The 24,549-nt window shown below is 72.2% G+C and carries 23 protein-coding genes and 1 tRNA gene; 8 read left to right on the forward strand and 16 right to left on the reverse strand.

The annotated features are described in order from the left end of the window. The first annotated feature begins 358 nt into the window (after window positions 1–358). Window positions 359–1,618: an amidohydrolase family protein gene (locus ACFY93_RS02670; RefSeq protein WP_391352903.1), complete on the forward strand. Its 1,260-nt coding sequence runs from the start codon at window positions 359–361 to the stop codon at window positions 1,616–1,618. Window positions 1,619–1,712: 94 nt separating this feature from the next. On the opposite strand, the gene ACFY93_RS02675 is transcribed toward ACFY93_RS02670, so the two are convergent. Next, window positions 1,713–2,783, reverse strand: coding sequence for a hypothetical protein (locus tag ACFY93_RS02675; protein WP_391352905.1), 1,071 nt, complete (start codon window positions 2,781–2,783; stop codon window positions 1,713–1,715). A 117-nt stretch (window positions 2,784–2,900) separates the two neighbouring features. Between ACFY93_RS02675 and ACFY93_RS02680 the strand changes: the two genes are divergently transcribed. After that, complete coding sequence (locus ACFY93_RS02680) at window positions 2,901–3,557, forward strand: NAD(P)H-binding protein (protein WP_391352906.1); 657 nt, start codon at window positions 2,901–2,903, stop codon at window positions 3,555–3,557. A gap of 151 nt (window positions 3,558–3,708) precedes the next feature. On the opposite strand, the gene ACFY93_RS02685 is transcribed toward ACFY93_RS02680, so the two are convergent. Beyond that, window positions 3,709–3,921 (reverse strand): hypothetical protein, encoded by a 213-nt coding sequence (locus ACFY93_RS02685; protein ID WP_391352908.1) that lies wholly within the window; start codon window positions 3,919–3,921, stop codon window positions 3,709–3,711. Between the two features lie 427 nt (window positions 3,922–4,348). Beyond that, a tRNA-Tyr gene (locus tag ACFY93_RS02690) sits at window positions 4,349–4,430 on the reverse strand. A 199-nt stretch (window positions 4,431–4,629) separates the two neighbouring features. On the opposite strand from ACFY93_RS02690, the gene ACFY93_RS02695 reads away from it, so the two are divergent. Next, window positions 4,630–5,118 (forward strand): YajQ family cyclic di-GMP-binding protein, encoded by a 489-nt coding sequence (locus tag ACFY93_RS02695; RefSeq protein ID WP_391352910.1) that lies wholly within the window; start codon window positions 4,630–4,632, stop codon window positions 5,116–5,118. A gap of 261 nt (window positions 5,119–5,379) precedes the next feature. Further along, a complete protein-coding gene (locus ACFY93_RS02700; RefSeq protein ID WP_391352911.1) occupies window positions 5,380–6,663 on the forward strand; it encodes an amino acid permease in 1,284 nt (427 codons plus the stop codon). 61 nt (window positions 6,664–6,724) lie between these two features. On the opposite strand, the gene ACFY93_RS02705 is transcribed toward ACFY93_RS02700, so the two are convergent. The 13 genes from ACFY93_RS02705 to ACFY93_RS02765 form a co-directional block, all read right to left on the reverse strand. Further along, entirely contained in the window at window positions 6,725–7,291 is a 567-nt protein-coding gene (locus ACFY93_RS02705) for an SMI1/KNR4 family protein (RefSeq protein ID WP_391352913.1), read from the reverse strand. 86 nt (window positions 7,292–7,377) lie between these two features. Continuing rightward, the gene (locus ACFY93_RS02710; RefSeq protein WP_391352914.1) at window positions 7,378–7,770 is read right to left on the reverse strand and encodes a YccF domain-containing protein; all 393 of its coding nucleotides are present in this window, start codon (window positions 7,768–7,770) and stop codon (window positions 7,378–7,380) included. After that, the gene (htpX, locus tag ACFY93_RS02715; RefSeq protein ID WP_391352916.1) at window positions 7,767–8,630 is read right to left on the reverse strand and encodes a zinc metalloprotease HtpX; all 864 of its coding nucleotides are present in this window, start codon (window positions 8,628–8,630) and stop codon (window positions 7,767–7,769) included. The genes ACFY93_RS02710 and htpX overlap by 4 nt, the downstream gene beginning before the upstream one ends. Before the next feature lie 237 nt (window positions 8,631–8,867). Then, window positions 8,868–10,424, reverse strand: a complete 1,557-nt coding sequence (locus ACFY93_RS02720) for a proton-conducting transporter membrane subunit (protein WP_391352918.1) — start codon at window positions 10,422–10,424, stop codon at window positions 8,868–8,870. Continuing rightward, entirely contained in the window at window positions 10,421–11,998 is a 1,578-nt protein-coding gene (locus ACFY93_RS02725; RefSeq protein ID WP_391352920.1) for an NADH-quinone oxidoreductase subunit M, read from the reverse strand. The genes ACFY93_RS02720 and ACFY93_RS02725 overlap by 4 nt, the downstream gene beginning before the upstream one ends. A gap of 6 nt (window positions 11,999–12,004) precedes the next feature. After that, a complete protein-coding gene (locus tag ACFY93_RS02730) occupies window positions 12,005–13,996 on the reverse strand; it encodes an NADH-quinone oxidoreductase subunit L (RefSeq protein ID WP_391352922.1) in 1,992 nt (663 codons plus the stop codon). Next, window positions 13,993–14,385: an NADH-quinone oxidoreductase subunit NuoK gene (nuoK, locus tag ACFY93_RS02735; RefSeq protein WP_391352923.1), complete on the reverse strand. Its 393-nt coding sequence runs from the start codon at window positions 14,383–14,385 to the stop codon at window positions 13,993–13,995. The genes ACFY93_RS02730 and nuoK overlap by 4 nt, the downstream gene beginning before the upstream one ends. Continuing rightward, window positions 14,385–15,050, reverse strand: a complete 666-nt coding sequence (locus ACFY93_RS02740) for an NADH-quinone oxidoreductase subunit J (protein WP_391352924.1) — start codon at window positions 15,048–15,050, stop codon at window positions 14,385–14,387. Before ACFY93_RS02740 ends, nuoK begins: the two co-directional genes overlap by 1 nt. Continuing rightward, entirely contained in the window at window positions 15,047–15,592 is a 546-nt protein-coding gene (locus ACFY93_RS02745) for a 4Fe-4S binding protein (protein ID WP_391352926.1), read from the reverse strand. The genes ACFY93_RS02740 and ACFY93_RS02745 overlap by 4 nt, the downstream gene beginning before the upstream one ends. Before the next feature lie 2 nt (window positions 15,593–15,594). Beyond that, window positions 15,595–16,563, reverse strand: a complete 969-nt coding sequence (locus ACFY93_RS02750) for an NADH-quinone oxidoreductase subunit H (RefSeq protein WP_391352928.1) — start codon at window positions 16,561–16,563, stop codon at window positions 15,595–15,597. Further along, window positions 16,560–17,912 carry an NADH-quinone oxidoreductase subunit C gene (locus ACFY93_RS02755; RefSeq protein WP_391352929.1) on the reverse strand — a complete coding sequence of 451 codons (1,353 nt, stop codon included), beginning with the start codon at window positions 17,910–17,912 and terminating at the stop codon, window positions 16,560–16,562. Before ACFY93_RS02755 ends, ACFY93_RS02750 begins: the two co-directional genes overlap by 4 nt. Continuing rightward, window positions 17,909–18,646, reverse strand: a complete 738-nt coding sequence (locus tag ACFY93_RS02760) for an NADH-quinone oxidoreductase subunit NuoB (protein ID WP_391352931.1) — start codon at window positions 18,644–18,646, stop codon at window positions 17,909–17,911. The genes ACFY93_RS02755 and ACFY93_RS02760 overlap by 4 nt, the downstream gene beginning before the upstream one ends. Continuing rightward, the gene (locus ACFY93_RS02765) at window positions 18,637–19,047 is read right to left on the reverse strand and encodes an NADH-quinone oxidoreductase subunit A (protein ID WP_391352933.1); all 411 of its coding nucleotides are present in this window, start codon (window positions 19,045–19,047) and stop codon (window positions 18,637–18,639) included. Before ACFY93_RS02765 ends, ACFY93_RS02760 begins: the two co-directional genes overlap by 10 nt. Before the next feature lie 274 nt (window positions 19,048–19,321). Here ACFY93_RS02765 and ACFY93_RS02770 point away from each other — a divergent pair, with 274 nt between their 5' ends. The 4 genes from ACFY93_RS02770 to ACFY93_RS02785 form a co-directional block, all read left to right on the forward strand. Next, on the forward strand, window positions 19,322–20,635 hold the full coding sequence (locus ACFY93_RS02770) for a sensor domain-containing protein (RefSeq protein WP_391352975.1): 1,314 nt from the start codon (window positions 19,322–19,324) through the stop codon (window positions 20,633–20,635). Between the two features lie 134 nt (window positions 20,636–20,769). Beyond that, a complete protein-coding gene (locus ACFY93_RS02775) occupies window positions 20,770–22,122 on the forward strand; it encodes a sensor domain-containing protein (RefSeq protein ID WP_391352934.1) in 1,353 nt (450 codons plus the stop codon). A 312-nt stretch (window positions 22,123–22,434) separates the two neighbouring features. Next, window positions 22,435–23,094 (forward strand): response regulator, encoded by a 660-nt coding sequence (locus ACFY93_RS02780; protein ID WP_391352976.1) that lies wholly within the window; start codon window positions 22,435–22,437, stop codon window positions 23,092–23,094. A 229-nt stretch (window positions 23,095–23,323) separates the two neighbouring features. Then, window positions 23,324–24,549 (forward strand): 2-oxoacid:acceptor oxidoreductase family protein (locus tag ACFY93_RS02785; protein ID WP_391352935.1); only part of this gene is annotated, 1,226 nt, incomplete at its 3' end.

Below are 24,549 nucleotides of genomic sequence, written 5' to 3' on the forward strand. Positions count from 1 at the left end.
TCCCCCGAATGCCCGGGCGGCTCATGCATCACTCGGATGCCCGGGGGGCGCACGCGTCCCTCGCGTGTCTGCGATGCGCGTCTCGTCCCTCGCCCCGTATCGCGCGCCCTCGTATCGCGCGCCCTCGTATCGCGCTCGCGTGCCGGCTGCTGGGGCCTGCCGACCTTGGGGCCACACCGGTACGACTATTGCGCTCCTCCCCGATGCGGACGGTTCGCGAGCCTAGGCTCGTCTCACGCTGCGTGATCGTCGGCCTGGTCCTCCGCAGCCGCGAGTCCGTCCGCCCGCCCCGTCCGTCCGCCTCCGGCCCGCCCTCCGCCCCTCCCGGCCGTCAACCGCCCCGATCCACAGGAACGCGATGCCCGACAGTCAGCCGCAGCCGCCCCACTCCTCGTCGGGGGAGACCGATTCGGCCGCCCTCCTGCTGTGCGGAGCGCGGCTCACGGACGGCCGGACCGTGGACGTGCGGCTGAGCGGCGGACACATCGAGGCGGTCGGCACCGCCGGCAGCCTGCTGCCGAGCGCCTCAGGCAGCCCGCGCGGGTCCGGCGCCCGCATGGACCTCGCCGGCTATCTGCTCCTGCCGGCCCCCGCCGAGCCCCACGCCCACGGCGACACGGCTCTCTCGGCCGACGGCACCGGCCCTGTCTCGTACGACAGTCCCGAGGTCCAGCGCCGGGCCACCGAGGCGGCGCTGCTGCAACTCGGGCACGGGGCGACGGCGCTGCGCTCGCACGTACGCGTCGGTGAGGCGCGCGGGCTCGCGGGGCTGGCCGCCGTGCTCCAGGCACGCCGGGCGCTGCGGGGGCTCGCCGAGCTGACGGTGGTGGCCGTGCCCCGACTGCTGACCGGGGTCGCGGGCGCCGACGGGCTCGCGATCCTGCGGGACGCGGTGAAGACGGGCGCTTCCGTGGTGGGCGGCTGCCCGGACGCGGACCCGGATCCGACGGGCTACGTGGAGGCGGTCCTGGAGATCGCCTCCGAACACGGCTGTCCGGTCGACCTGCACACGGACGCCTCCGATCCCGCCCGGCTCGCGCGCCTCGCGGCGATGGCGGGCGGGCTGCGGCCGGGGGTGACACTGGGCCCCTGCGGCGGTCTCGGCCGCCTGCCCGCCGAGGTGGCCGCCCGGGCCGCGGACCAGCTGGCCGCCGCCGGGGTGACCGTGGTGTGCCTGCCCCAGGGCGGCTGCGGGGACGCGGAACGGCACGGGACGGCTCCGGTACGGCTGTTGCGCGCGGCCGGTGTGCGCGTCGTGGCGGGCAGCGGGGCGGTACGGGACGTGGCGAACCCGGTGGGCCGCGGCGATCCGCTGGAGGCCGCCTACCTGCTGGCCTCCCGGTACGGGCTGCGTCCCGAGGAGGCGTACGAGACGGTGAGTTCGACCGCCCGGGCCGCTCTCGGGCTGCCCGAGGTCCGCGTGGAGGCGGGATTCCCCGCCGAGTTGCTGGCCGTACGGGCCGACGGGATCGCCGGTGCGCTGTCCTTCGCGTACAGCCGCGTCGTGGTGCACTCGGGGCGCGTGGTGGCGCGCACCAGCGCGGTACGGGAGTACTCGGACTCGGGGTCCGGGGTCACGCTGGACCTTCCCCGGCAGGGGCGCGCGGAGCCTTCGTGAACCGCCCCGCACGCGCGTGCGGGGCACTCGGGGCTCTCGGGATTGTCGGCGGGCACGCGCGCGTGCCCGCCGACAATCCCACTTGTCCCGGCGTCTACATCTCGTTGGCCATCATGCCGCCGAAGAACGGGTTCAGCGATCCCCGCATTGCACTGTCCGGAAGCTCTACGGCGTTCGCGGGTGCGCTGACGTCACCGGCCTTGCCGAAGGTGAGGACGAGCGGCAGTTCGGCACCCTTGGCGTCCTTGGCGAGAACCGCCAGGTCGACCTCGACACGCGTCAGGTCGCCGTTCTTCAGCGTGAAGTCGACGGCGACCTTCTTGTCTGGGGCGTCCTTCAGTTCGTCGGCCGTGGGCAGTTCGGCGTTCCCCGGCAGGTCGTCCCGCAGGGGCTGAAGCCTGTCGAACAGCCCGGTCAGCAGAGCGCGGAAGTTGGCCTTGGCGACGACGTGTTCGGTTCCGTCGCTTCCGCCCTTGTTCTTGAAGGTGACCTCGTGCGCGAAGACACCGCGTACCGCCTTGAGCACCTTCTCCTGGGTCTTGGCGTCGATCCTGTCCTTCTCGGCGCCCGAGGCCCCGGCCCGTGCGGAGCCCTTCAGCCCGCTGGTGTCGGCCTTGATCCAGTCGCCTTCCACGACCGGCCTCAATTCCTTCTCACCCTCCGGCAGTTCATCGGCGGAGGGCATCGGGATGCCCATCGCCTTGCCGAAGGCCTGCATGTTGGAGCGGTAGTACGTGGTGTCGCCGACGATCCGGTACTCGGCGAGGACGCCGTCGGAACCGCCGATCGCGACGCTCATACCGACCATGTCCTTTTCCTTGGAATCGGACAGCGGCTTGCGGGACTTGAGGGAGATGTCGACGCTGAGGCCACTCAGGAACTCGGTGAACGCGGGCGGCATCTCCTCCCCCGGCTCGGCGTCGCCGGCGAGATCGGCCAGCGCGTCCGGGTCGGCGTCGAGGCTCAACTCGAGGGAGAGCGACTTCCGCTCGCCGAGTTCGTCGACGGCGTGGTCGACCTTCTGCCCGGCGGTGAGGTTCTCCACTGTGCCGCAGGCGGCCGCCGAGGTCAGCAGGACGGCGGCACAACCCGCCGCGGTGACGGTCTTGCGTATGACGGTGATGACGGTCTCCTCACATCGCCGTGCGCCTACGGCACAGCTCACCTCGTGCACAGGTCCCGTACACGGCTTACATCTCGTGCACAGTTTCACCCGTGTGACTCATGAGTGATCCACAGGGTTGTGCGGCAGGCACGTCCCTCGGGGCGTACGGTCGGAAACATGCGCATTGTCATCGCTGGAGGTCATGGTCAGATCGCGCTGCGGCTCGAGCGGCTGCTCGCCGCGCGCGGTGACGAGGTCGCGGGGATCATCCGCCGTCCCGAGCAGGGGGACGATCTGCGCGCGGCCGGGGCGGAACCGGTGCTGTGCGACCTGGAGTCGGCCTCGGTCGAGGAGGTCGCCGCGCACCTCGAGGGCGCGGACGCCGTCGTCTTCGCGGCGGGCGCGGGCCCTGGCAGCGGCGTGGAGCGCAAGGACACCGTCGACCGGGCGGCCGCGGTCCTCTTCGCGGACGCCGCGGAACGGGCCGGGGTACGGCGGTACGTCGTCGTCTCCTCGATGGGCGCGGACTCCGCACACCAGGGTGACGACGTCTTCGACGCCTATCTGCGGGCGAAGGGCGAGGCCGACGACTACGTGCGCGGCCGTACCGCCCTCGACTGGACGGTCCTGCGCCCCGGCGGCCTGACCGACGACGCGGGCACGGGTCTCGTACGTCTGGAGGCGTCGACGGGCCGCGGCACGATCCCGCGCGACGACGTGGCGGCCGTCCTGGCGGAGCTGGTGGACACACCGGCCACCGCGGGACTGACCCTGGAGGCGATCAGCGGCTCGACACCGACCTCGGTGGCCGTGAAGGCGGTCGCGGGCAACTGACGAGGGCACCCGCCCTGGCGTCGGGAGGCGGGGCCGGTTGCCGGACCGGCCCCGATGCCGCCGAGCCCGGCCGTCCGGCTGCTCCTCGGGGTCAGGGGCGGCGGGGTTGGTCGCCATCGGGACCCGGGCGAGGTGGCTTCGCTTCCGGCGGTCAGAACAGCGGGAGCTGGCCGGGGAAGTCCGGCACGACGTAGCCGTCCAGCGCCGGCTGGGCCGCGCCCAGCTGCGCCGGCCTGCGGGATCCGGGGCACGACACCAGCTCCCCGCTGCCCCGCGCGCCCGGCGGATCGTGCCGCGCGTAACGGCCGGCGACGACAGCGATCTCCCGGCGGCACTCGGGGCAGTTCCTGCGGCGCGAAGACATGGCCCCAGTGTGCCCGGTGACCGGGGATGCCACGAGCGCCCCGGACCGCCCTCGGACGCCCGAGCACCCCTGAGCCGCCTCCCGCTGTCGTCGCGTCAGTTGAACTCACCCACAGGACTGATCGCCGTCCCGCCCGCCCCCGGAGCCATCGGTGACGGACAGCGAACCGTCCGGCCGGGCGACCGTGGTCCAAGGGGCGTCGTTCGGACGGTGACGACGCTCCCGAGCCGCACTGGACGCTGCCTGAATGGGACCGGGGAAGCCCACACGGCGAGGGGCCGAGGAAGCCACCGAGGGGCCACAGCCGCGTGGGACGAGGGGCCGGCGGAGGCGAGTGTCCGGGCGAGCTGCGGCAACCACCTCTCGGACAACGACAAAGGGCCCGTAACCTGCGATTCACGCAGATCACGGACCCTTTGTTCCCGTGTGGCGGCGCCAGGATTCGAACCTGGGAAGGCGAAGCCGGCAGATTTACAGTCTGCTCCCTTTGGCCGCTCGGGCACACCGCCGGGGTTGCTGCGGTGGAGTCCGCTGGGCGGTGCTCCGTGGCAACGACGTAAACGATACCTGATGCCCAGGGGTGCTTCGCCACCTGATTGATCCGCACCCGGAGGGGAGCGGGTGGCTAGGCTTATGCGGATGCGGCCGGGGACCGGTGCCGGGCTCGACGGCCGCTCCTACGCACCCCGATACAAGGAGCCACAGGACATGGCCGACTCCAGTTTCGACATCGTCTCGAAGGTCGAGCGGCAGGAGGTCGACAACGCCCTCAACCAGGCCGCCAAGGAGATCTCCCAGCGCTACGACTTCAAGAACGTCGGCGCCTCGATCTCCTGGTCCGGCGAGAAGATCCTCATGGAGGCGAACTCCGAGGAGCGCGTCAAGGCGATCCTCGACGTTTTCCAGTCCAAGCTGATCAAGCGCGGGATCTCGCTGAAGGCGCTGGACGCCGGTGAGCCCCAGCTGTCCGGCAAGGAGTACAAGATCTTCGCGTCCATCGAGGAGGGCATCTCCCAGGAGAACGCCAAGAAGGTGGCGAAGATCATCCGCGATGAGGGTCCCAAGGGCGTCAAGGCCCAGGTCCAGGGCGACGAGCTGCGGGTCAGTTCGAAGAGCCGTGACGACCTGCAGGCCGTGCAGGCGCTGCTCAAGGGCCAGGACTTCGACTTCGCACTGCAGTTCGTGAACTACCGGTAGTCGCCGGCAGAACACCGGTAGGCGTCGGTACGGAGGGGAGGGCGGGAGCACCGTGGTGCGCCGCCCTCCCCTCCGTGTGACCCGAGGGGCTCCTCCTCCATCCCGGCGGCACGCGTCACCGAGCGGGCGGCGGTGAGGGCAGCGGGACGCCTGGGGCCGATGGTGCCGTCACTCCGCCGCCTGTGATTCTTCCGTTGTTGTTGTCGGGCACCGCACCCCGGACGCATCTGGCCGTTGCCACGGATCAGTAGGGTGCGGGCCATGGCAGAGTCAGGGGCTGGACAGCCCGGTTCGCCCGGCTCTCGGCCGGGGGGTGTCTCGCTGCGACGGACGCTCGGGGTCGGGGACGCCGTCGTCGTCGGGCTCGGCTCGATGGTCGGGGCCGGGATCTTCGCCGCCCTCGCGCCCGCGGCACGGGCCGCCGCGTCCGGGCTGCTCGTCGCACTCGCCGTCGCCGCCCTGGTCGCCTACTGCAACGCCATGTCGTCGGCACGCCTGGCCGCCCGTCACCCCGAGTCGGGTGGCACCTATGTGTACGGGCGGGAGCGGCTCGGCCCGTTCTGGGGGTACCTCGCCGGCTGGGCGTTCGTCGTCGGCAAGACGGCGTCCTGCGCCGCGATGGCGCTCACCGTCGGCGCGTACGTCTGGCCCGGTCAGGCACACGCCGTGGCCGTCGCGGCCGTGGTGGCCCTGACCGCGGTGAACTACGGCGGTGTACGCAAGTCGGTCCGGCTGACCCGGATCGTCGTCGCGGTCGTCCTCGCTGTCCTCGCCTCCGTCGTGGTGGTGTGCCTGGGGTCCGGTGCCTTCGACGCCGGGCGGCTGGACGTCACGGTGTCCGGGGGCCCCGGCGGTGTTCTCCAGGCCGCCGGTCTGCTGTTCTTCGCGTTCGCCGGGTACGCGCGGATCGCCACGCTCGGCGAGGAGGTGCGCGAGCCGGCGCGCACGATCCCCCGCGCGATCCCCCTGGCGCTCGGCATCGCTCTGGCCGTGTACGCGGCGGTCGCTGTCGCCGTCCTTTCCGTGCTGGGGCCCGACGGTCTCGGGCGGGCCTCGGCGCCCCTGGCCGACGCCGTGCGGGAGGCCGGTGTCCCGGGGCTCGTGCCCGTGGTGCGGGTGGGTGCCGCCACGGCCGCGCTCGGCTCGCTGCTCGCCCTGATCCTCGGCGTCTCACGGACCACGCTGGCGATGGCGCGGGACCGTCACCTGCCGGGCGCCCTGGCAGCCGTGCATCCCCGCTTCCAGGTGCCGCACCGGGCGGAGCTCGCCGTGGGCGCGGTGGTCGCCGTGGTGGCGGCGACGGTGGACGTGCGGGGTGCGATCGGGTTCTCCTCCTTCGGTGTGTTGGTGTACTACGCGATCGCCAACGCGTCCGCGTGGACGCTGAGCCGGGCCGCGCCGGCCCGGGTGGGTCCGGCGGTCGGGCTCGTCGGGTGTGCGGTGCTGGCGTGCGCGCTGCCGTGGGCGTCGGTGGTCGCCGGGGCGGCCGTGCTGGCGGCGGGCGTGGCGGTGTACGCCCTGCGGAGGGCGACGGCTTCCCGGTGAGCGTCGGGCAGGGCCCGGTCGGGCAGGCCCCGCGAGCCCGGCATGGTCCGGACGGAGGGCGCTACGCGGGCCGCGAAGCCGCCGTACGTATGCGGGTGTCCGTCCACGGGGCCATGTCCGCATCGTCGCTGGACTCCTCGTACCAGCCGGTGCCGTCGAGCCAGGTGCGGAGCCAGTCGGTGAGGCTGGGGGCGTCCACGTACCAGGCCTGGTGGGCCGCGTCGGCGTTCGGTTCGAAGAGCAGGACGGTGGCGTCCTGGCTGTGGCAGTCCACGCACGCGTACATCCCGCAGCCCCAGTGGGATATCGGGAGCAGGCCCTCGGGCCAGGGCCGGTCGCTGTCCTGGCGGCCGTCCTCGCGGTTCGCGAGGTACTGCGTGACGGCGGCCGGTTCGCCCGACGGTGCGCTGTCGAGCAGGGGCAGCAGGCCGTACTCCGGGCCGAATCCGCCGTCGCCTATCCGCAGGTAGAGCGCTGCGAGCAGGGGCGGCAGGGCGAAGCCCACGGCCGCCTCGGCGCGGATGGGCGCGTCGGCGTCCACCGGGGCGGGAAGCACGGGCCAGCCCCACGGACGGCTGGCGCGGGCCTTGGTACCGACCCTTGCCAGCAACTGCTCGAATTCGGCCATGGGTTCATGATGCAACGCGCGACTGACAATCGGGGCGGCCTGTGGAAAACCCCGCGCAGGGCGTCCGCGGACGCCGCCGGTCCGGCTCAGCGGGCGGCGAACGGCTCGTTCGTACGCACGATTTCGCGTCCCAGCGGGAGCAGGGAGACCGGGATGAGCTTGAAGTTGGCGATGCCGAACGGGATGCCGATGATCGTGACGCACAGCATGACGCCGGTGACGATGTGGGCGATGGCCAGCCACCAGCCCGCGAGGACCAGCCAGAGGACGTTGCCGACGCAGGACGGCGCCCCGGCGTCCCGGCGCTCGACCGTCGTATAGCCGAAGGGCCACAGGGCGTAGACGCCGATGCGGAACGCGGCGATGCCGAACGGGATGCCGATGACGGTGATGCAGAGCAGGACGCCCGCGAACAGGTAGCCGAGGAACAGCCAGAAGCCGCTCAGCACGAGCCAGATGACGTTCAGGATGGTTTTCACTGGTGTCGACCTGCCATCTGTTCGAGCCGGGCGATGCGCTCCGACATCGGCGGGTGTGTGGAGAACATCTTCGACATTCCCTGTCCCGGGCGGAAGGGGTTCGCGATCATCATGTGGCTCGCGGTCTCGATACGCGGCTCCGGGGGGAGCGGCAGTTGCCTGGTCCCGGCCTCCAGCTTACTCAGGGCGCTCGCGAGGGCGAGGGGGTCGCCGGTGAGCTGGGCGCCGGACGCGTCCGCCTCGTACTCCCTGGACCGGCTGATGGCGAGCTGGATGAGGGAGGCGGCGAGCGGACCCAGAAGCATGATCATCAACATGCCGAGGAGACCGGGCCCGTCGTCGTCGCTGGAGCGGCCGATCGGGATCAGCCAGGCGAAGTTCACCAGGAACATGATCACTGAGGCGAGGGCGCCCGCCACGGAGGAGATGAGGATGTCGCGGTTGTAGACGTGGCTGAGCTCGTGGCCGATGACGCCGCGCAGTTCCCGCTCGTCCAGGAGGCGGAGGATGCCCTCGGTGCAGCACACCGCCGCGTTGCGCGGGTTGCGGCCTGTCGCGAACGCGTTGGGCGCCTCGGTGGGCGAGATGTACAGCCGGGGCATGGGCTGGCGGGCCTGGGTGGAGAGCTCACGGACCATGCGGTACAGAGCCGGGGCCTCGAACTCGCTGACCGGGCGGGCGCGCATCGCGCGCAGGGCGAGCTTGTCGCTGTTCCAGTACGCGTACGCGTTCGTGCCGATCGCGATGACGAGTGCGACGACGAGGCCCGTACGGCCGAAGAAGCTGCCGATGCCGATGATGAGTGCGGACAGTCCCCCGAGGAGTACGGCGGTCTTGAGCCCGTTGTGCCGGCGGTGCACGGTACGCCCTCCAAATGGTGCGGCAGGGGAACCCTTTGCCTGCTGATGCTCTTGCTTCCACTGTTCAGTGGAACCTCCCGTACTGGTCAACGCCAGGCGGGGAGCACTAGTTCCCTTGTGCGCGCGGCGGGGCCCGTCGGCCGTCCGGGTGACAGGGGGCGACAGCCGACGGCAGGGAGGGACGGGGCACGCGGTGATGCCGTGCCCGGCCCCGTGCGCCCTCCGAGGGGCCCCTTCTCAGAACAGGCCGGTGTCCGCGAAGCGCAGGACGAGTTGGGGTGCCCCGGAGAGGGCGACTCCCAGGACCGCGGTGAGCGCGATGGCGGCGCTCAGCGGGGCCGGGACGCGGTGCTTCCCGGTCTCGCCCTCGGATGCGCGGCCCTCGGATGCTCGGCCCTCGGATGCTCGGCCCTCGGGTGCGCGGAACAGGAGCGCGGTCCACTGGAGGTAGTAGAAGAGGGCGATCACGACGTTGACGGCCATGACCACGGCGAGCCAGCCGAGCCCCGCGTCGACGGCCGCCGAGAAGACGGTGACCTTGGCGAAGAGGCCGATGATGCCCGGCGGCAGCCCGGCGAGGCAGAGCAGGAAGAAGCCGAGGACGAGTGCGGTCAGCGGGCGGGAGGCGTACAGGCCCCGGTAGTCGCTGACGCGGTTGAGCGTCCTGCCGCGGCCGACGAGGGCGGCCACCGCGAAGGCGCCGAGGTTCACGGCGGCGTACATCAGGGCGTACGCGACGGTGGAGCCGATGGCCTTCTCGGCGTCGTCGGAGTAGCCGGCGGCGGCGATCGGCACCAGGAGGTAGCCGGCCTGGCCGACGGAGGACCAGGCGAGGAGCCGGACCGCGCTGTACGCGCGCGTGGCCTGCTGGCGCAGGGCGCCGACGTTGCCGACCGTCATGGTGAGGGCGGCGAGGACGGCGAGCGCGGGGCCCCAGACGTCCGCGTACGAGGGGAAGGCGACGACGGTGACGAGGATCAGGCCGGAGAAGCCGACGGCCTTGCCGACGACCGACAAGTAGGCGGCGATCGGCAGCGGCGCCCCCACGTAGGTCTCCGGCACCCAGAAGTGGAAGGGCACGGCGGCCGTCTTGAAGGCGAAACCGACGAGAGTGAGCACGACACCCGCCTGGGCGAGCGTGTCCAGCGAGCCGTCGACGTGCTGGATCCGGTCGGCGATCCCGGTGAGGTGGAGGGTGCCGGTCGACGCGTAGACGAAGCTGACGCCCAGGAGGCTGACGGCGGTCGCGGTGACCGAGGACAGGAAGAACTTGAGTGCCGCTTCCGAGGACCGCTTGTCGCCGTGCCGGAGGCCGACGAGCGCGAAGGCGGGCAGGGAGGCGACTTCGAGGGCCACGACCAGGGTGGCCAGGTCGCGGGAGGCGGGGAGAAGGGCGGCGCCCGCGGCGGAGGAGAGCAGCAGGAACCAGTACTCGCCGTCGGGGAGCTTCCTGTCCGCGTCCTTGAGGGTTGTCACCGACAGCAGGGCCGTGAGGAGCGCTCCGACGAGCACGAGGAACTGGATGACGAGGGTGAACCGGTCGGCGGTGTAGCTGCAGACGTCCGTGTCGCCCGTCAGGCAGAAGGTGGCGTGGTCGCCGTCGAGGAGGGGCAGCAGCATGAGCGCGGACACGGCGAGGCCGGCCACCGACACCCAGCCGAGGACGGCCTTCCTGGCCTCGCCGACGAAGAGGTCGGCGACGAGGACGACGAGCCCGGCGGCCGCGGTGATGGCGGGCGGCGCGATGGCGAGCCAGTCGACGGACTGGACCACGGACTGGGCCAGGGTGCTCATCGGGTGCCTCCTGCGAGGAGCTGCTGCACGGCCGGGTCGGTCAGGCCCAGGAGGGCCTTGGGCCAGAGCCCGGCGACGACGGTGAGGGCGACGAGCGGGGTCCAGGCGGCGAACTCGTAGCCGTGGACGTCGGCGAGTTCCGGATGCCCGTCGGTCGCCACGGAACCCATGCAGACGCGGCGCACGACGGCGAGCATGTACGCGGCGGTGAGCAGCGTGCCGAGGACCGCGACCGACATGAACGTCAGGAAGGCGGGGCGGCTGAGGTTGTCGGCGGGGTCGAAGGCGCCGAACAGTGCCAGCATCTCGCCCCAGAACCCGGCGAGGCCCGGCAGTCCGAGCGAGGCGACGGCCGCGAAGGCGAGGAGGCCGCCGAGGCGCGGTGCCCTGCCGTAGAGGGCGGCTCCGGTCCGCTGCGCGAGGGTGTCGAGGTCCATCGTGCCCGTACGGTCCTTGAGCGCGCCGACCAGGAAGAACAGCAGGCCGGTGATGAGGCCGTGGGCGATGTTGGCGAACAGGGCGCCGTTCACGCCGGTCGGGGTCATCGTGGCGATGCCGAGCAGGACGAAGCCCATGTGGCCGACGGACGAGTAGGCGATGAGGCGTTTGAGGTCGCCCTTCGCGCCGCGTCTGGCGAGGGCCAGGCAGGCGAGCGATCCGTAGATGATGCCGACGACCGCGAAGGCCGCGAGGTAGGGCGCGAAGGTGCTCATGCCGTCCGGCGCGACGGGGAGCAGGATCCGGACGAACCCGTACGTACCCATCTTCAGCAGTACGCCGGCCAGCAGGACCGAGCCGACGGTCGGCGCGGCGGTGTGGGCGTCCGGCAGCCAGCTGTGCAGCGGCCACATCGGCGTCTTGACCGCGAGCCCGATCCCGATCGCCAGAACCGCGATGACCTGCACGGATGTGGTCAGGCCCCGGCCGTTGTCAGTGGCGAGTGCCACCATGTCGAATGTGCCGGCCTTGATTCCGATCAGGAGCAGGCCCAGCAGCATGACGACCGAACCGAGCACGGTGTAGAGGATGAACCGCCAGGCCGCGGCCTGACGCTCCGATCCACCCCAGCGCGCGATCAGGAAGTACATCGGGATGAGCACGGTCTCGAACGCGAGGAAGAACAGCAGGAGGTCGAGGACGGCGAAGGTCGCGAGCGTGCCGGACTCGAGGAGCAGCACCAGCGCGACGAACGCCTTCGGGGTCGGGCCCGCGGGCAGCTTGAAGTAGGAGTACAGCGCGCAGAGGAAGGTCAGCAGCGCGGTCAGGACCATAAGGGGGAGGGAAATGCCGTCGACGCCGAGGTGGATCCGCACGTCGAGTGCGGGGATCCAGCTGATGTCCGTCGTGGCCTGCATCTTCGACGGATGGTCGTGGTCGAAGCCGAGCGCGAGGACGATCGCGGCGATGAGCACCGCGCCGGTCACGAACACGCCGTGCCGGAGCACGGCCTGCTCGGGCGACTTCCCCTTCAGTCCGGGCGGGGCCGGCAGGAGGGCGGCGGCCGCGCCGATGAGCGGGCCGACGACGATGAATGCCAGAAGGATCTGCATCACGGATTCGCTGATATCGATCACGCCTGCTCACGCTCCCGTGGCGACGAGGAGGGCGGCGACCGCCAGGACGACGGTGCCGGCGAGCAGCGCGCTCACATAGGTCTGCAGGTTGCCGGTCTGGGCGCGGCGGACGGCCGTGCCCAGCAGGCGGGGCAGGGCGCCCGCGCCGCGTACGTAGGTTTCGACGACCTCGCGGTCGAGGAACCGGACGAGTGCGGCCGCGGCCTGGACCGGGCGGACGAACAGCGCCGCGTACACGGCGTCGAGGTGGAAGCCGACGGCCGCGTGGCGGTGCAGCGGGCCGAGCAGCAGGCGGCCGGGGTCGGCCGGGTCCGGTGCGGAGGCCACGTTCCCGTACGCGGGGGTGTGACTCGCGATCGCCTCGGCCTCGATGAGTCCGGCGTCGCCCCGCGGGTGGGCGGCGACGGCGCCGAGCGGGACGCTCGCCGTGAGCGCGGTGGTGTGGCACCAGGCTCCGTAGGTGACGACTCCGCCGACGAGGGCGAGGCCCGTGCCGAGGACGGATGTGGTGAGGGCCGGCGTCAGGTCGCGGCCGTCGAACCAGTCGGGCAGCCGTCCGACGGTGAGGCCGAAGGCGAGTGACGGGACGGCCAGGACCCACAGCACGACCGTCATCGTCAGCGGCTGCCGGCCGTGGTCGGGGGCCTCGGCACCCCGGCCGCGGAAGGCGAGCAGCCACAGGCGGGTCGCGTAGGCGGCGGTGAGTACGGCGGTGACCAGGCCGGCGACGAGGACGATCCAGCCTGCGGCGCCGGGCGCGTGCTCGGTGTGGCCGGTGGCGACGTGCTCGGCGGCGCCGAGGACGGCCTCCTTGGAGAAGAAGCCGCTGAACGGCGGGATCGCGGCGAGTGCGAGCAGCGCCACGGTCATCGTCCAGTAGGCGTCGGGGACGCGGGCGCGCAGGTCCTTCATACGGGACATGGCGGCCAGTGAGTTGGTGCCCGCGGCATGGATGATCACGCCGGCCGCGAGGAACAGCAGCGCCTTGAAGGCGCCGTGCGCGAGGAGGTGGAAGACGGCGGCACCGCGGTCGCCGACGGCGAGGGCGCCGGTCATGTAGCCGAGCTGGCCGATGGTCGAGTAGGCGAGGACGCGCTTGATGTCGTCCTGGGCGAGCGCGGCGAGTCCCGAACCGGTCATCGTGACGGCGGCCATGACGGCGAGGACGACCATCGCCGCGGCGGAGGCGGCGAAGACGGGGAGGAGACGGGCGACGAAGTAGACGCCGGCGGCGACCATCGTCGCGGCGTGGATCAGCGCGGAGACGGGAGTCGGGCCCGCCATCGCGTCGGGCAGCCAGGTGTGCAGCGGGAACTGCGCCGACTTGCCCGCCACGCCGGCGAGCAGCAGGAGGGCGATCACCGTCGGGTGGTCGAGTCCGCCGCTCGCGACGTTGCCGAGGATCTTGGTGATCCGGAAGGACCCGGTGTCGGCGGCGAGCGCGAACAGGCCGATCAGGAAGGGGACGTCACCGAGTTTGGTGACCAGGAAGGCCTTGACCGAGGCGGCGCGGGCCTCGGGGGTCTCCCAGTAGTGCCCGACGAGGAAGTACGAACAGATGCCCATGATCTCCCAGCCGACCAGGAGCACCATCAGGTCGCCGGAGTAGACGACGAGCAGCATCGCGGAGGTGAAGAGGGAGACGAGAGCGGCGTACGAGGGGTAGCGCGGGTCGTCGCGCAGATAGCCCGTGGAGTAGATCTGCACGCAGGACGCGACCACGGCGACCAGGACGGCGACGAGGGCGGCGAAGCCGTCGATGTGCAGGGCGAGTTCGACGGGGACCGAGCCGGTGGGCGTCAGTTCGGTGGCCGCGTCGACGGCCCGGCCGCCGCCCTGGCGTACGGCGACGACGACGGCGAGAGCGAGCGCGGTGAGCGGCGGCAGTACGGCGAGCGGGCGTACGAAGCCGGGTGCCGTGCGGCCCAGCAGCAGGCCGGCCACGGCGCCGAGGAAGGGAAGGAGGGGGACGAGGACGGCGAGGGTCGTGGTGGTCACGCGGTGGCCTCAGCCTTCTCAGCCGTGGCGGACGCGGCGGGGTCCGGGCTGTCGCCGTCGGGTCCCGCGCCGGTCTCGGCGGTGTCCCGGAGCTTGTCGATGTCGGAGGTGCCGGAGGCCCGGTGCACGGCGAGGACGATCGCCAGGCCGATGCCGATCTCGGCGGCGGCGATGGTGATGGTGAACAGGGTCAGCGCCTGGCCGGAGTGCAGGGTGTCCTGGGCGGCCTTGGAGAGCCAGACGTCGAAGGCGACCAGGTTGAGGTTGACGGCGTTGAGCATGAGCTCGACGGACATCAGGATCAGGATCGCGTTGCGGCGGGCGAGGACTCCGTAGACGCCGGTGCAGAAGAGGAGGGCGGAGAGCACGGCGGGATAGACGAGGTGCATCAGCGGGTCCCTTCCCCGGCCGGGGGCCGCTCGCCGGTCGCGGCGCCGGTGCCGGGCGCGGTCCGGTCGGCTGCGGCCTGCTTGCGGGAGAGGACGATCGCGCCGACCAGGGCGGCGAGCAGCAGGACCGAGAGCGCCTCGAACGGAAGCACCCAGCTCTGGAAGAGGCTCCGGCCGGTGACGTCGGTGGAGCCCGCCGCGGGCCCGTCCAGGTCGACCCAGGTCGTACGGAACGCGTCCACGACGACCCAGACCAGGGCGGCGGCCGCGGCGACGGCCACGGTGAGGGCGGCCCAGCGGTTGCCGGAGTCCGCGTCCGGTGACCGTCCGATGGGTGCCTTGGTGAGCATCAGACCGAACAGGAGGAGGACGACGACGGCGCCCACGTAGATGAGGACCTGTACCCAGGCGATGAACTCGGCCGTGAGCAGGAGGTACTCGACGGCGAGTCCGCCGAGCGCGACCACCAGCCACAGGGCGGCGTGCACCAGTTGCCTGGTGGTGACCGTGACGACCGCGGCGCCGAAGGTGACCAGGCCGACGAGGACGAAGGCGATCTCGACGCCGGTCGGGGAGAGGAAGCCGTGGGTGTCCGCGGCGGTCGTGGCCCGTGCCGCCGTGGTCAGGCCGGCGGCGGTCGCCTCCGTGGCTGCTGCGAGGCTCACTCGTCCCCCTCCTGGGACCGGGCCGCCGTGAGCTTCTCGGCGGTCTTGCGGGCGGCCGCGATCTCCTTCGGTTCCTCGGCGGCGGGATCCAGGGCGGGCGGGGCCGGGACCGTCCACATCCACTCGCGGAGCTTGTCGCGCTCGTGGGTGAGTTCGTGGATGTCCGTCTCCGCGTACTCGAACTCCGGGGACCAGAACAGCGCGTCGAAAGGACAGACCTCGATGCAGATACCGCAGTACATGCACAGGGAGAAGTCGATGGCGAAGCGGTCGAGGACGTTGCGGCTGCGTTCGCGGCCGCCGGGGGCCGCGGGCGGGACCGTCTCCTTGTGGGAGTCGATGTAGATGCACCAGTCCGGGCACTCGCGGGCGCACAGCATGCAGACCGTGCAGTTCTCCTCGAAGAGGCCGATGACACCGCGGGTACGCGGCGGCAGTTCGGGCTGGGTGTCCGGGTACTGCCCGGTGACGGTCTTCTTCGTCATCGTGCGGAGGGTGACGGCCAGGCCCTTGGCCAGGCCGCTGCCGGGGATCGGAGCCATGATTACGAGATCACCACCTTCACGATGCCGGTGAGGGCGATCTGGGCGAGAGCGAGCGGGATGAGCGTGGTCCAGGCGAGTTTCTGCAACTGGTCCTCGCGGAGACGGGGGTAGGTGACGCGCAGCCAGATGACGACGAACGCGAGGATCGCGGCCTTCAGCAGGGTCCACACCCAGCCGAGGCCGTCGGCACCCCACGGTCCGTGCCAGCCGCCCAGGAAGAGGACGGTGGTCAGGCCGCACAGGACGACGATGCCCGCGTACTCGGCGAGGAGGAACAGGGCGAAGCGCAGCCCCGTGTACTCGGTGTACGCGCCGAAGATGATCTCCGAGTCGGCGACCGGCATGTCGAAGGGCGGCCGCTGCAGCTCGGCGAGGCCCGCGACGAAGAAGACGATCGCTCCGACGATCTGCCAGGGCAGCCACCACCACTCGAAGGCGCCGACGATTCCCGGGAGGGAGACGGTGCCGGCCGCCATCGCCACCGAGGCGGCGGTGAGCAGCATCGGCAGTTCGTACGCGAGGAGCTGGGCGGCGGTGCGCAGGCCGCCGAGAAGGGAGAACTTGTTGGCGGAGGCCCAGCCGGCCATGAGCGCGCCGAGGACCCCGACGCCCATCACGGCGAGGACGAAGAAGATGCCCGCGTCGACGACCTCGCCGACGGCGCCTTCGCCCGGGCCGATCGGGATGGCGAGGAGGACCAGGAGGTACGGCAGCAGGGCGACGGCGGGGGCGAGCTGGAAGATGCGCCGGTCCGCGCCGCTGGGGACGACGTCCTCCTTCTGCGCGAACTTGACGCCGTCGGCGACGAGCTGGGCCCAGCCGTGGAAGCCGCCCGCGTACATCGGGCCCAGGCGGCCCTGCATGTGGGCCATCACCTTGTGCTCGGTCTGGCCGACGATCAGCGGGAACGTCAGGAACACGACGAAGACGACGAGGAGTCGCAGGGCGACGTCGAGAGCGTCGTTCACTGCGTGCCTCCTGCGGGCTCGTCGGGGGTGCGGGGGGTGTCGGACTCGTCGGGACCGCCGCCGGGTTCGGCGGAGGCACCACCGGGTTGGGCACGGGCACCACCGGGTTCGGCCGAGGCACCACCGGGTTCGGCGGGGCGGGACGGCTCGGGCTCTGGCGGCGACTCGGGCGCGGTCGCGGGCTCGGGCGGCGACTCGGGCTCGCGCTCGGGCTGAGTGCGCGGCTCGGGCTCGCGCTCGGGCTGGGTGTGCGGCTCGGGCTCGGTCCGTGCACCGGGTTCGGGCTCGTCGAAGGTGGGGCGGGCGTGATGCCAGGGGGCGTCCGACGCGCGGGGGGTGGCGGGCGCCTTACGCCGGGTGCCTGCCGTGTCTGCCGCGCCTTCCTCGCCCCCGTCCCGCTCGGCGCCTTCGGTCCGCCCGGCGCCCTTCGCGTCATCGGCCCGCTGGGTCGCCGAGCCCTCTCCGGCGCTGCGCGAGCGTCGCGGAGCCGGTGTGCCCGCCGGGGGAGCTTCCTTGCCCGGGGCCGGAGTGCCGGTCGCCGGGGCGCCGGCAACCGGAGTGCCGGTGCCCGGGGCGCCGGGGGCCGGGGTGTCAGGAACCGGGGTGTCAGGAACCGGGGTCTCCGTGGTTGCCGGGGTCTCCGGTGTTTCCGGGGTCTGGCTCGCCGAGCCCTCGCTCGCGGTGCGCGTGCGGCGGGCCGGGCGGTCGGTGCCCGCGCGGGCCGGACGGGCGCCCGGGGCGGCGGTCCGGCCCGCACCACGCGCCGGGCGGGCGGGGGCGGGCGGGAGCTGGCCCTTGAGGGGGCCCCACTCGTTGGGGTCCGGGACACCCGGTGGAAGCATCTGCCGTCGCTTGGGGCCGCCGTGTTCCGACTCGCCCGGCTCCTTGGCGCCCGGCCAGGCCTTGGCGACGCGCGCGGCGAGGACGAAGTCCTTGCGGAGGGGGTGGCCCTCGAAACCCTCGGGGAGCAGGAGCGGTTGGAGGCCGGGGTGGCCCTCGAAGGCGACGCCGAACATCTCGTGCGTCTCGCGCTCGTGCCAGGCGGCGCCCGCGTAGACGGAGACCGCGGACGCCAGGGTGGGGGCGGAGTGCGCGACGGTGGTGCGGACCAGGAGGCGGCGTACCGGGGAGAGGGCGACCACGTGGGCCGAGACGCGGAAGCCCGTGCCCGGTTCGTCGACCGCGCTCAGCCAGTCGAAATAGGTGCATCCCAGCGTGTCGCGTGCCGTGCGCAGGGCGGGGATCCAGGATTCCGGCGGTACGTCGACGGTCAGGACCTCGTAGGACTCCTCGGCCGTGGCGTCGGGGCCGAAGAGCTCCTCGGCGGGGGCGGGCAGCCAGCCGGTCATCGGACGTCTCCCGGGTCGGTTCCGGCACCGGCGTCGCCGGCCGTCGCGCCGGGCGGCCGGACCAGTCCGCTCTGCAGGGCTGCCGCGGACGGGCGGGACGAGCCGTAGCGCTCGCCCAGCGACTCGCGGGCGATCTTCTCCTGGAGCTTCAGGATGCCCTGGAGCAGCGCCTCGGGGCGGGGCGGGCACCCGGGGACGTAGACGTCGACCGGGATGATCTGGTCCACGCCCTTGGTGACGGAGTACGAGTCCCAGTACGGGCCGCCGCAGTTGGAGCAGGCGCCGAAGGAGATGACGTACTTGGGTTCCGGCATCTGCTCGTAGAGCCGCTTGACGGCCGGGGCCATCTTGTCCGTGACCGTGCCGGAGACGACCATCAGGTCGGCCTGGCGCGGCCCCGGCGCGAAGGGGATCACGCCGAGGCGGATGAAGTCGTGGCGGGCCATCGACGCGGCGATGAACTCGATCGCGCAGCAGGCGAGGCCGAAGTTGAAGACCCACAGCGAGTAGCGGCGGCCCCAGTTCAGGACGACCTTCATCGGCTCCGGGGCGAGGCGGGCCAGCGTGCCCAGCCGCTTCGGCTCGGGCAGGTACACGGGCGCGGGCTCGGCTTCCGCACCGGCAGCGGCACCGGCCGCAGGCCCTGCCCCGGCCGCGGACCCCGCCCCGTTCACGTTCGCGTGCGCGGGTCCTGTCCCGTTCCCCGAGGAGGACCTCTCTGGCGTCACGTCCATGTCAGGACGCCCTTCCTGTATGCGTAGAGCAGGCCCACGGCCAGGAAGCCGAGGAAGATGAACATCTCCACGAGCGTCGTCGCTCCGTAGCCCGGCGCGGCGTAGACCGTCGCCCAGGGGAAGAGGAAGATCGAGTCGACGGCGAAGATCACGTACAGGAACGCGTAGACGTAGTAGCGGACCTGGGTGTGGGCCCAGCCCTCGCCGACGGGGTCGACGCCGCACTCGTACGTCATGAGTTTCTCGGGCGTGGGGACCACGGGCCGCAGCAGGCGTCCCGCGCCGAAGGCGACGGCGACGAAGAGGACGCCGACGACGGCGAGCAGTCCGACGGCCGAGTAGGACCGGAAGTAGTCCGCCGCGAGCACGGTCCCGTCCGCGACAACGGTAGGTTCTGGCACGTCCGCCCCTCGCTCCCTGACCTCGTGACGCTCGTGAACCCTGTGTCCGACGATCTGTACGCACGGGAGTCTAGGGCCTGCTAAAGAAAGGGTAAGCAGGCTGTCAGGACCGGGCATGCGCGGGGCACCCGGCGCACCCGGGTCCCGTTCCGGTACATCTCGGAGAACCCGGGCGAACTCGCGGGGGTCGCCGCGGGCCCACCGCCCGGGGTGGGGTTTTCCCCCGTGGATCCGGGGGACCACCTCATGGCGCCCGGGCCGGGCGCCGGGCACGCTGACTCGTATGACCGAACGCATCAGCGCTCCCGCCGACGCCGTCGACACGGGTCCCGGCACCACCGCCGCCTCCGGCAGCACCACCGCCTCCGGCACCGGCACCGCTCACGTGCCGTTCGCCGCGCACGCCCTGCCGGGTCCGCTCGGGGAGAAGCCGGGCGACGACCGCCCGCCGCCCGCCCGCTTCGCCCTGGGCAAGCACACGTGGAAGGAGATCGCGCACCTCCTGGCCAATCTCCCCCTCGCCCTCGTCGGCTTCACCTACGTCCTCACGGTGACGTCGATCGGCGCCGCACTCGCGGTGACGGTCATCGGGCTGCCGATGCTGGCGGGCGGGCTGCGGGGCGCGCGGCAGCTGGGCAAGGCGGAGCGGGGGCGGGCGCGGGCCCTGCTCGGCGTGCGGATCGACGAGCCGAGTCCGCTGCCGGTGCGCCGGACCACCTTCTTCACCTGGCTGTGGTCGAGCCTGAAGGACCCGGTGGGCTGGCGGACGATGCTGTACGAGCTGATCAGGCTGCCCTGGGGCATCGTGACGTTCGCCGTGACGATGGTGTCGCTGTTCCTGCTGTGGCCCGTGCTGCCGTTCATCGCACGGGGGCTGACCAACGTGGACCGGGCGCTGGTCAGGGGTCTGCTGTCGCCCTCCGACGAGCTGGAGCGGCGTATCGCCGAGCTGGAGTCGGACCGGGGCGTGGTCGTGGACACGGCCGCGGCGGATCTGCGCCGCATCGAGCGCGATCTGCACGACGGGGCGCAGGCCCGGCTGGTCAACCTCGCGATGGGGCTCGGGCTGGCGAAGGAGAAGCTGCTGGAGGACCCGGACACGGCGGCCTCGATGGTCGAGGAGGCGCACGGCGAGGTGAAGCTCGCCCTTCAGGAGCTGCGCGACCTGGCCCGCGGCATCCATCCGGCGGTCCTCACCGACCGGGGCCTGGACGCGGCCCTGTCGGCCATCGCCTCGCGGTGCACGGTGCCGGTGAAGGTGACCGCCGACCTCGACGTCAGGCCGGCCGCGGCCATCGAGGGCATCGCGTACTTCACCGTCTCCGAGCTGCTGCAGAACGTGAGCAAGCACAGTGCGGCGCGGTCCGCCTCGGTCGACGTGTGGCGGTCCGAGGACCGGCTGCTGATCCAGGTCCGGGACGACGGGCGCGGTGGCGCGAGCCTCGACGGAGGTACGGGGATGGCGGGCCTCGCGGACCGGCTCGGCGCGGTCGACGGGCTCTTCGTCGTCGACTCCCCGGTGGGCGGCCCGACCACGGTCACGGCCGAACTCCCGTGGCGCGACCGCCGCGACGACGACACGGCGTAAGGCCCTCCGGCGCCCCCGGGTAGGGAAAACCCCCGCCTCAAGACTCCGACCCGCTCCATGGTCCGGGGCCGCCGAGGACAGCAGGGTGGAGGTACGACAGCCGACGTGCACGACGAGCAGAACGGACGACGCCGATGGCCACGGAGTACGGACAGGGGTACGGGCACAGCGGGCCCGGATTCCACGGGGTGGGTGCCGGGGAGCGGCGGCACCGCCTGCCGGCCGCGCTGCGGGCGCCGTTCGAGGGGCGGAGCCTGCGGGAGTTCGGCTATCTGCTGCTGAACCTGCCGCTCGGCGTCCTCATGTTCGTGTTCGCCGTCACGATGTTCTCGCTCGGCGTCGGGCTGCTCGTCACCTTCCTCGGCGTCCCCGTGCTCGCGGCGGGGCTCGCGGGGTGCCGGGGCTTCGGCGCGCTGGAGCGGGCGCGGGCCCGGGCGCTGCTCGGGCTCGACGTGGACGCGCCGGAGCCGCTGCGGGTGAAGTCGCGCGGGGCGATGGCGTGGATGGGCGCGGTCCTCAAGAGCGGCACGTCGTGGCGGAGCCTGCTGTACGCGGTGGTGCAGTTCCCGTGGGCGGTGTTCTCGTTCGCGATGGCGGTGGCGTTCTGGGCGTACGGCTGGGCGATGCTGACGTACCCGCTGTGGTTCTGGGTCTTCCCGATGTACGGCGGCCAGGACGGCCTCCAGCTGTTCGGCGACGAGACGCACGGCGTGTACCTGGACAACCCCTTCGAGATCACCGTGACAGCGCTGACCGGACTGCTGTTCACGCTGGCCGCCCCGTGGATCGTGCGCGGGCTGACCATGGTGGACCGGGTGCTGGTGCAGGGGCTGCTGGGGCCGTCGCGGCTGGTGACCCGGGTCGTGGAGCTGGAGTCGGACCGCGGGGTGGTCGTCGACACCGCCGCGGCGGACCTGCGCCGCATCGAGCGCGATCTGCACGACGGGGCGCAGGCCCGGCTGGTGGCCCTGGCGATGGACCTCGGCCTGGCCAAGGAGAAGCTGGTGGAGGACCCGCGGGCGGCGGCCCGCATGGTGGACGAGGCCCACGGCGAGGTGAAGACGGCGCTCCAGGAGCTGCGTGACCTGGCCCGCGGCATCCATCCGGCGGTCCTCACCGACCGGGGCCTGGACGCGGCCCTGTCGGCCGTCGCCTCCCGGTGCACGGTGCCGGTGCGGGTCGAGGTGGACCTGCCGTCCCGGCCGGCCCCGGCGATCGAGGGCATCGCCTACTTCACGGTCTGCGAGCTGCTCCAGAACATCAGCAAGCACTCACGGGCGACGCGGGCCACGGTCGACGTCTGGCGGGCGGAGAAGCGCCTACTGCTCCAGGTGACCGACAACGGTGTGGGCGGGGCCGACGCCGGGGCCGGTTCGGGGCTCGCGGGTCTCGCCGAACGCCTCGACGCGGTCGACGGCATCCTCGTGGTCGACTCCCCCGTCGCGGGTCCCACCCGGGTGACGGCGGAGCTGCCCTGGCGGGGCTGAGCGCCGCAGGAGCCGCCCCGGCCCTCCGGGAGCGGCGCACCACACCGGCCGGCCGGAGGATCCACCCCCGGGCCGGCCGGCGGGCACCCGTCCCGCGCCCCTCACCCACCCCTGTCCTCCGCCGACCCGCCCCCCGGACCGTCCGGAATGCGGTCGTCACCCCCAGATTCCGGCGCCGCGGCGACACCTCGGTCCGGATACTGGAATGCTGGGGTCTGCCGTACGGGCGGGGACGGACCCGGGGACGGGCCGGGAACAGACCGGCGCGGGCCGGCGGCGGGCTGTGGGGGGCCGAGAGACGTGGAGGACAGGGTGCGGGTGGTCATCGCCGAGGATTCAGTGCTGCTCAGGGAGGGCCTGACCCGGTTGCTGACCGACCGCGGGCACGACGTGGTGGCCGGTGTGGGCGACGGGGAGGCGCTGATCAGGACGATCACCGATCTGGCGGCGCAGGACGCGCTGCCGGACGTGGTGGTGGCGGACGTACGGATGCCTCCGACGCACACCGACGAAGGGGTGCGGGCGGCGGTGCGCCTGCGGAAGTCCCATCCGGGGCTGGGCGTGCTCGTGCTGTCCCAGTACGTGGAGGAGCAGTACGCGACCGAGCTGCTGGCCGGGTCGAGCCACGGCGTCGGCTATCTGCTGAAGGACCGGGTGGCCGACGTACGGGAGTTCGTGGACGCGGTGGTGCGGGTGGCCCGGGGCGGCACGGCCCTGGACCCGGAGGTCGTCGCCCAGCTGCTCGGCCGCAGCCGCAAGCAGGACGTGCTCACCGGGCTCACCCCGCGGGAGCGGGAGGTGCTGGGGCTGATGGCCGAGGGGCGGACGAACTCGGCGATCGCGCGCCGGCTGGTGGTGAGCGACGGGGCGGTCGAGAAGCACGTCAGCAACATCTTCCTGAAGCTGGGCCTGTCCCCCAGTGACGGGGATCACCGGCGGGTTCTCGCGGTCCTCACCTATCTGAACTCGTGAGCCACGGCGGCCGGCGGCCCGGCCCGGGCAGTGCTTGGACAGGGGAACGTCCCGGAACCAGTACGGGGAGCGACCGAACCATGACATATCGTGAGGACGAGCAGTCTCAAAGTGGTGTCCATCATGCGAACGGCCGAGGGAAGGCGACCCTTACCGACGTAGGGTTGGCCCCGGGACGGCCGGCGGGACGGCCGCTCCCGGACAGCCGCCTCGAGGGAGGTCCAGTTCAGTGACCAGCCAGGTCAGCAGTACAACGGAACAGGCCGACGGATCCGTCGTGGGAGAGCAGCGCAAACCGGCGGGCACGAAGGACGTCCGCCGGCTCGACCGGGTGATCATCCGGTTCGCGGGTGACTCGGGTGACGGCATGCAGCTCACCGGCGACCGGTTCACCTCCGAGACCGCCTCCTTCGGCAACGACCTGTCCACCCTGCCGAACTTCCCCGCCGAGATCCGCGCCCCCGCAGGCACCCTGCCGGGCGTCTCGTCGTTCCAGCTGCACTTCGCCGACCACGACATCCTCACGCCCGGCGACGCCCCGAACGTGCTGGTGGCGATGAACCCCGCCGCACTGAAGGCGAACATCGCGGACGTGCCTCGCGGCGCGGAGATCATCGTCAACACGGACGAGTTCACCAAGCGCGCGATGCAGAAGGTCGGCTACGCGGCCTCGCCGCTGGAGGACGGCTCGCTGGAGGCGTACCACGTCCACCCCGTCCCGCTGACGACGCTGACCGTCGAGGCGCTGAAGGACTTCGACCTCTCCCGCAAGGACGCGGGCCGTTCGAAGAACATGTTCGCGCTGGGTCTGCTGTCGTGGATGTACCACCGGCCGACCGAGGGCACCGAGAAGTTCCTGTCGTCGAAGTTCGCCAGGAAGCCGGAGATCGCGGCCGCCAACATCGCCGCCTTCCGCGCCGGCTGGAACTTCGGCGAGACGACCGAGGACTTCGCCGTCTCCTACGAGGTCGCCCCGGCCGCCGCCGCGTTCCCTCCGGGCACGTACCGGAACATCTCGGGGAACCTGGCGCTGTCGTACGGGCTCGTCGCCGCCTCCCGGCAGGCCGACCTGCCGCTGTACCTGGGCTCGTACCCGATCACGCCGGCCTCGGACATCCTGCACGAGCTGTCGAAGCACAAGAACTTCGGCGTGCGCACCTTCCAGGCCGAGGACGAGATCGCCGGTATCGGCGCGGCGCTGGGCGCGGCCTTCGGCGGTTCGCTCGCCGTCACGACGACCTCCGGTCCGGGCGTGGCGCTCAAGTCCGAGACGATCGGGCTGGCCGTCTCGCTGGAGCTGCCGCTGCTGATCGTCGACATCCAGCGCGGTGGCCCCTCGACCGGTCTGCCGACCAAGACCGAGCAGGCCGACCTGCTGCAGGCGATGTACGGACGCAACGGCGAGGCCCCCGTCCCCGTCGTCGCCCCCCGCACCCCCGCCGACTGCTTCGACGC

The sequence above is a fragment of the Streptomyces sp. NPDC008313 genome (genome assembly GCF_042956125.1).
Lineage (GTDB): Bacteria > Actinomycetota > Actinomycetes > Streptomycetales > Streptomycetaceae > Streptomyces.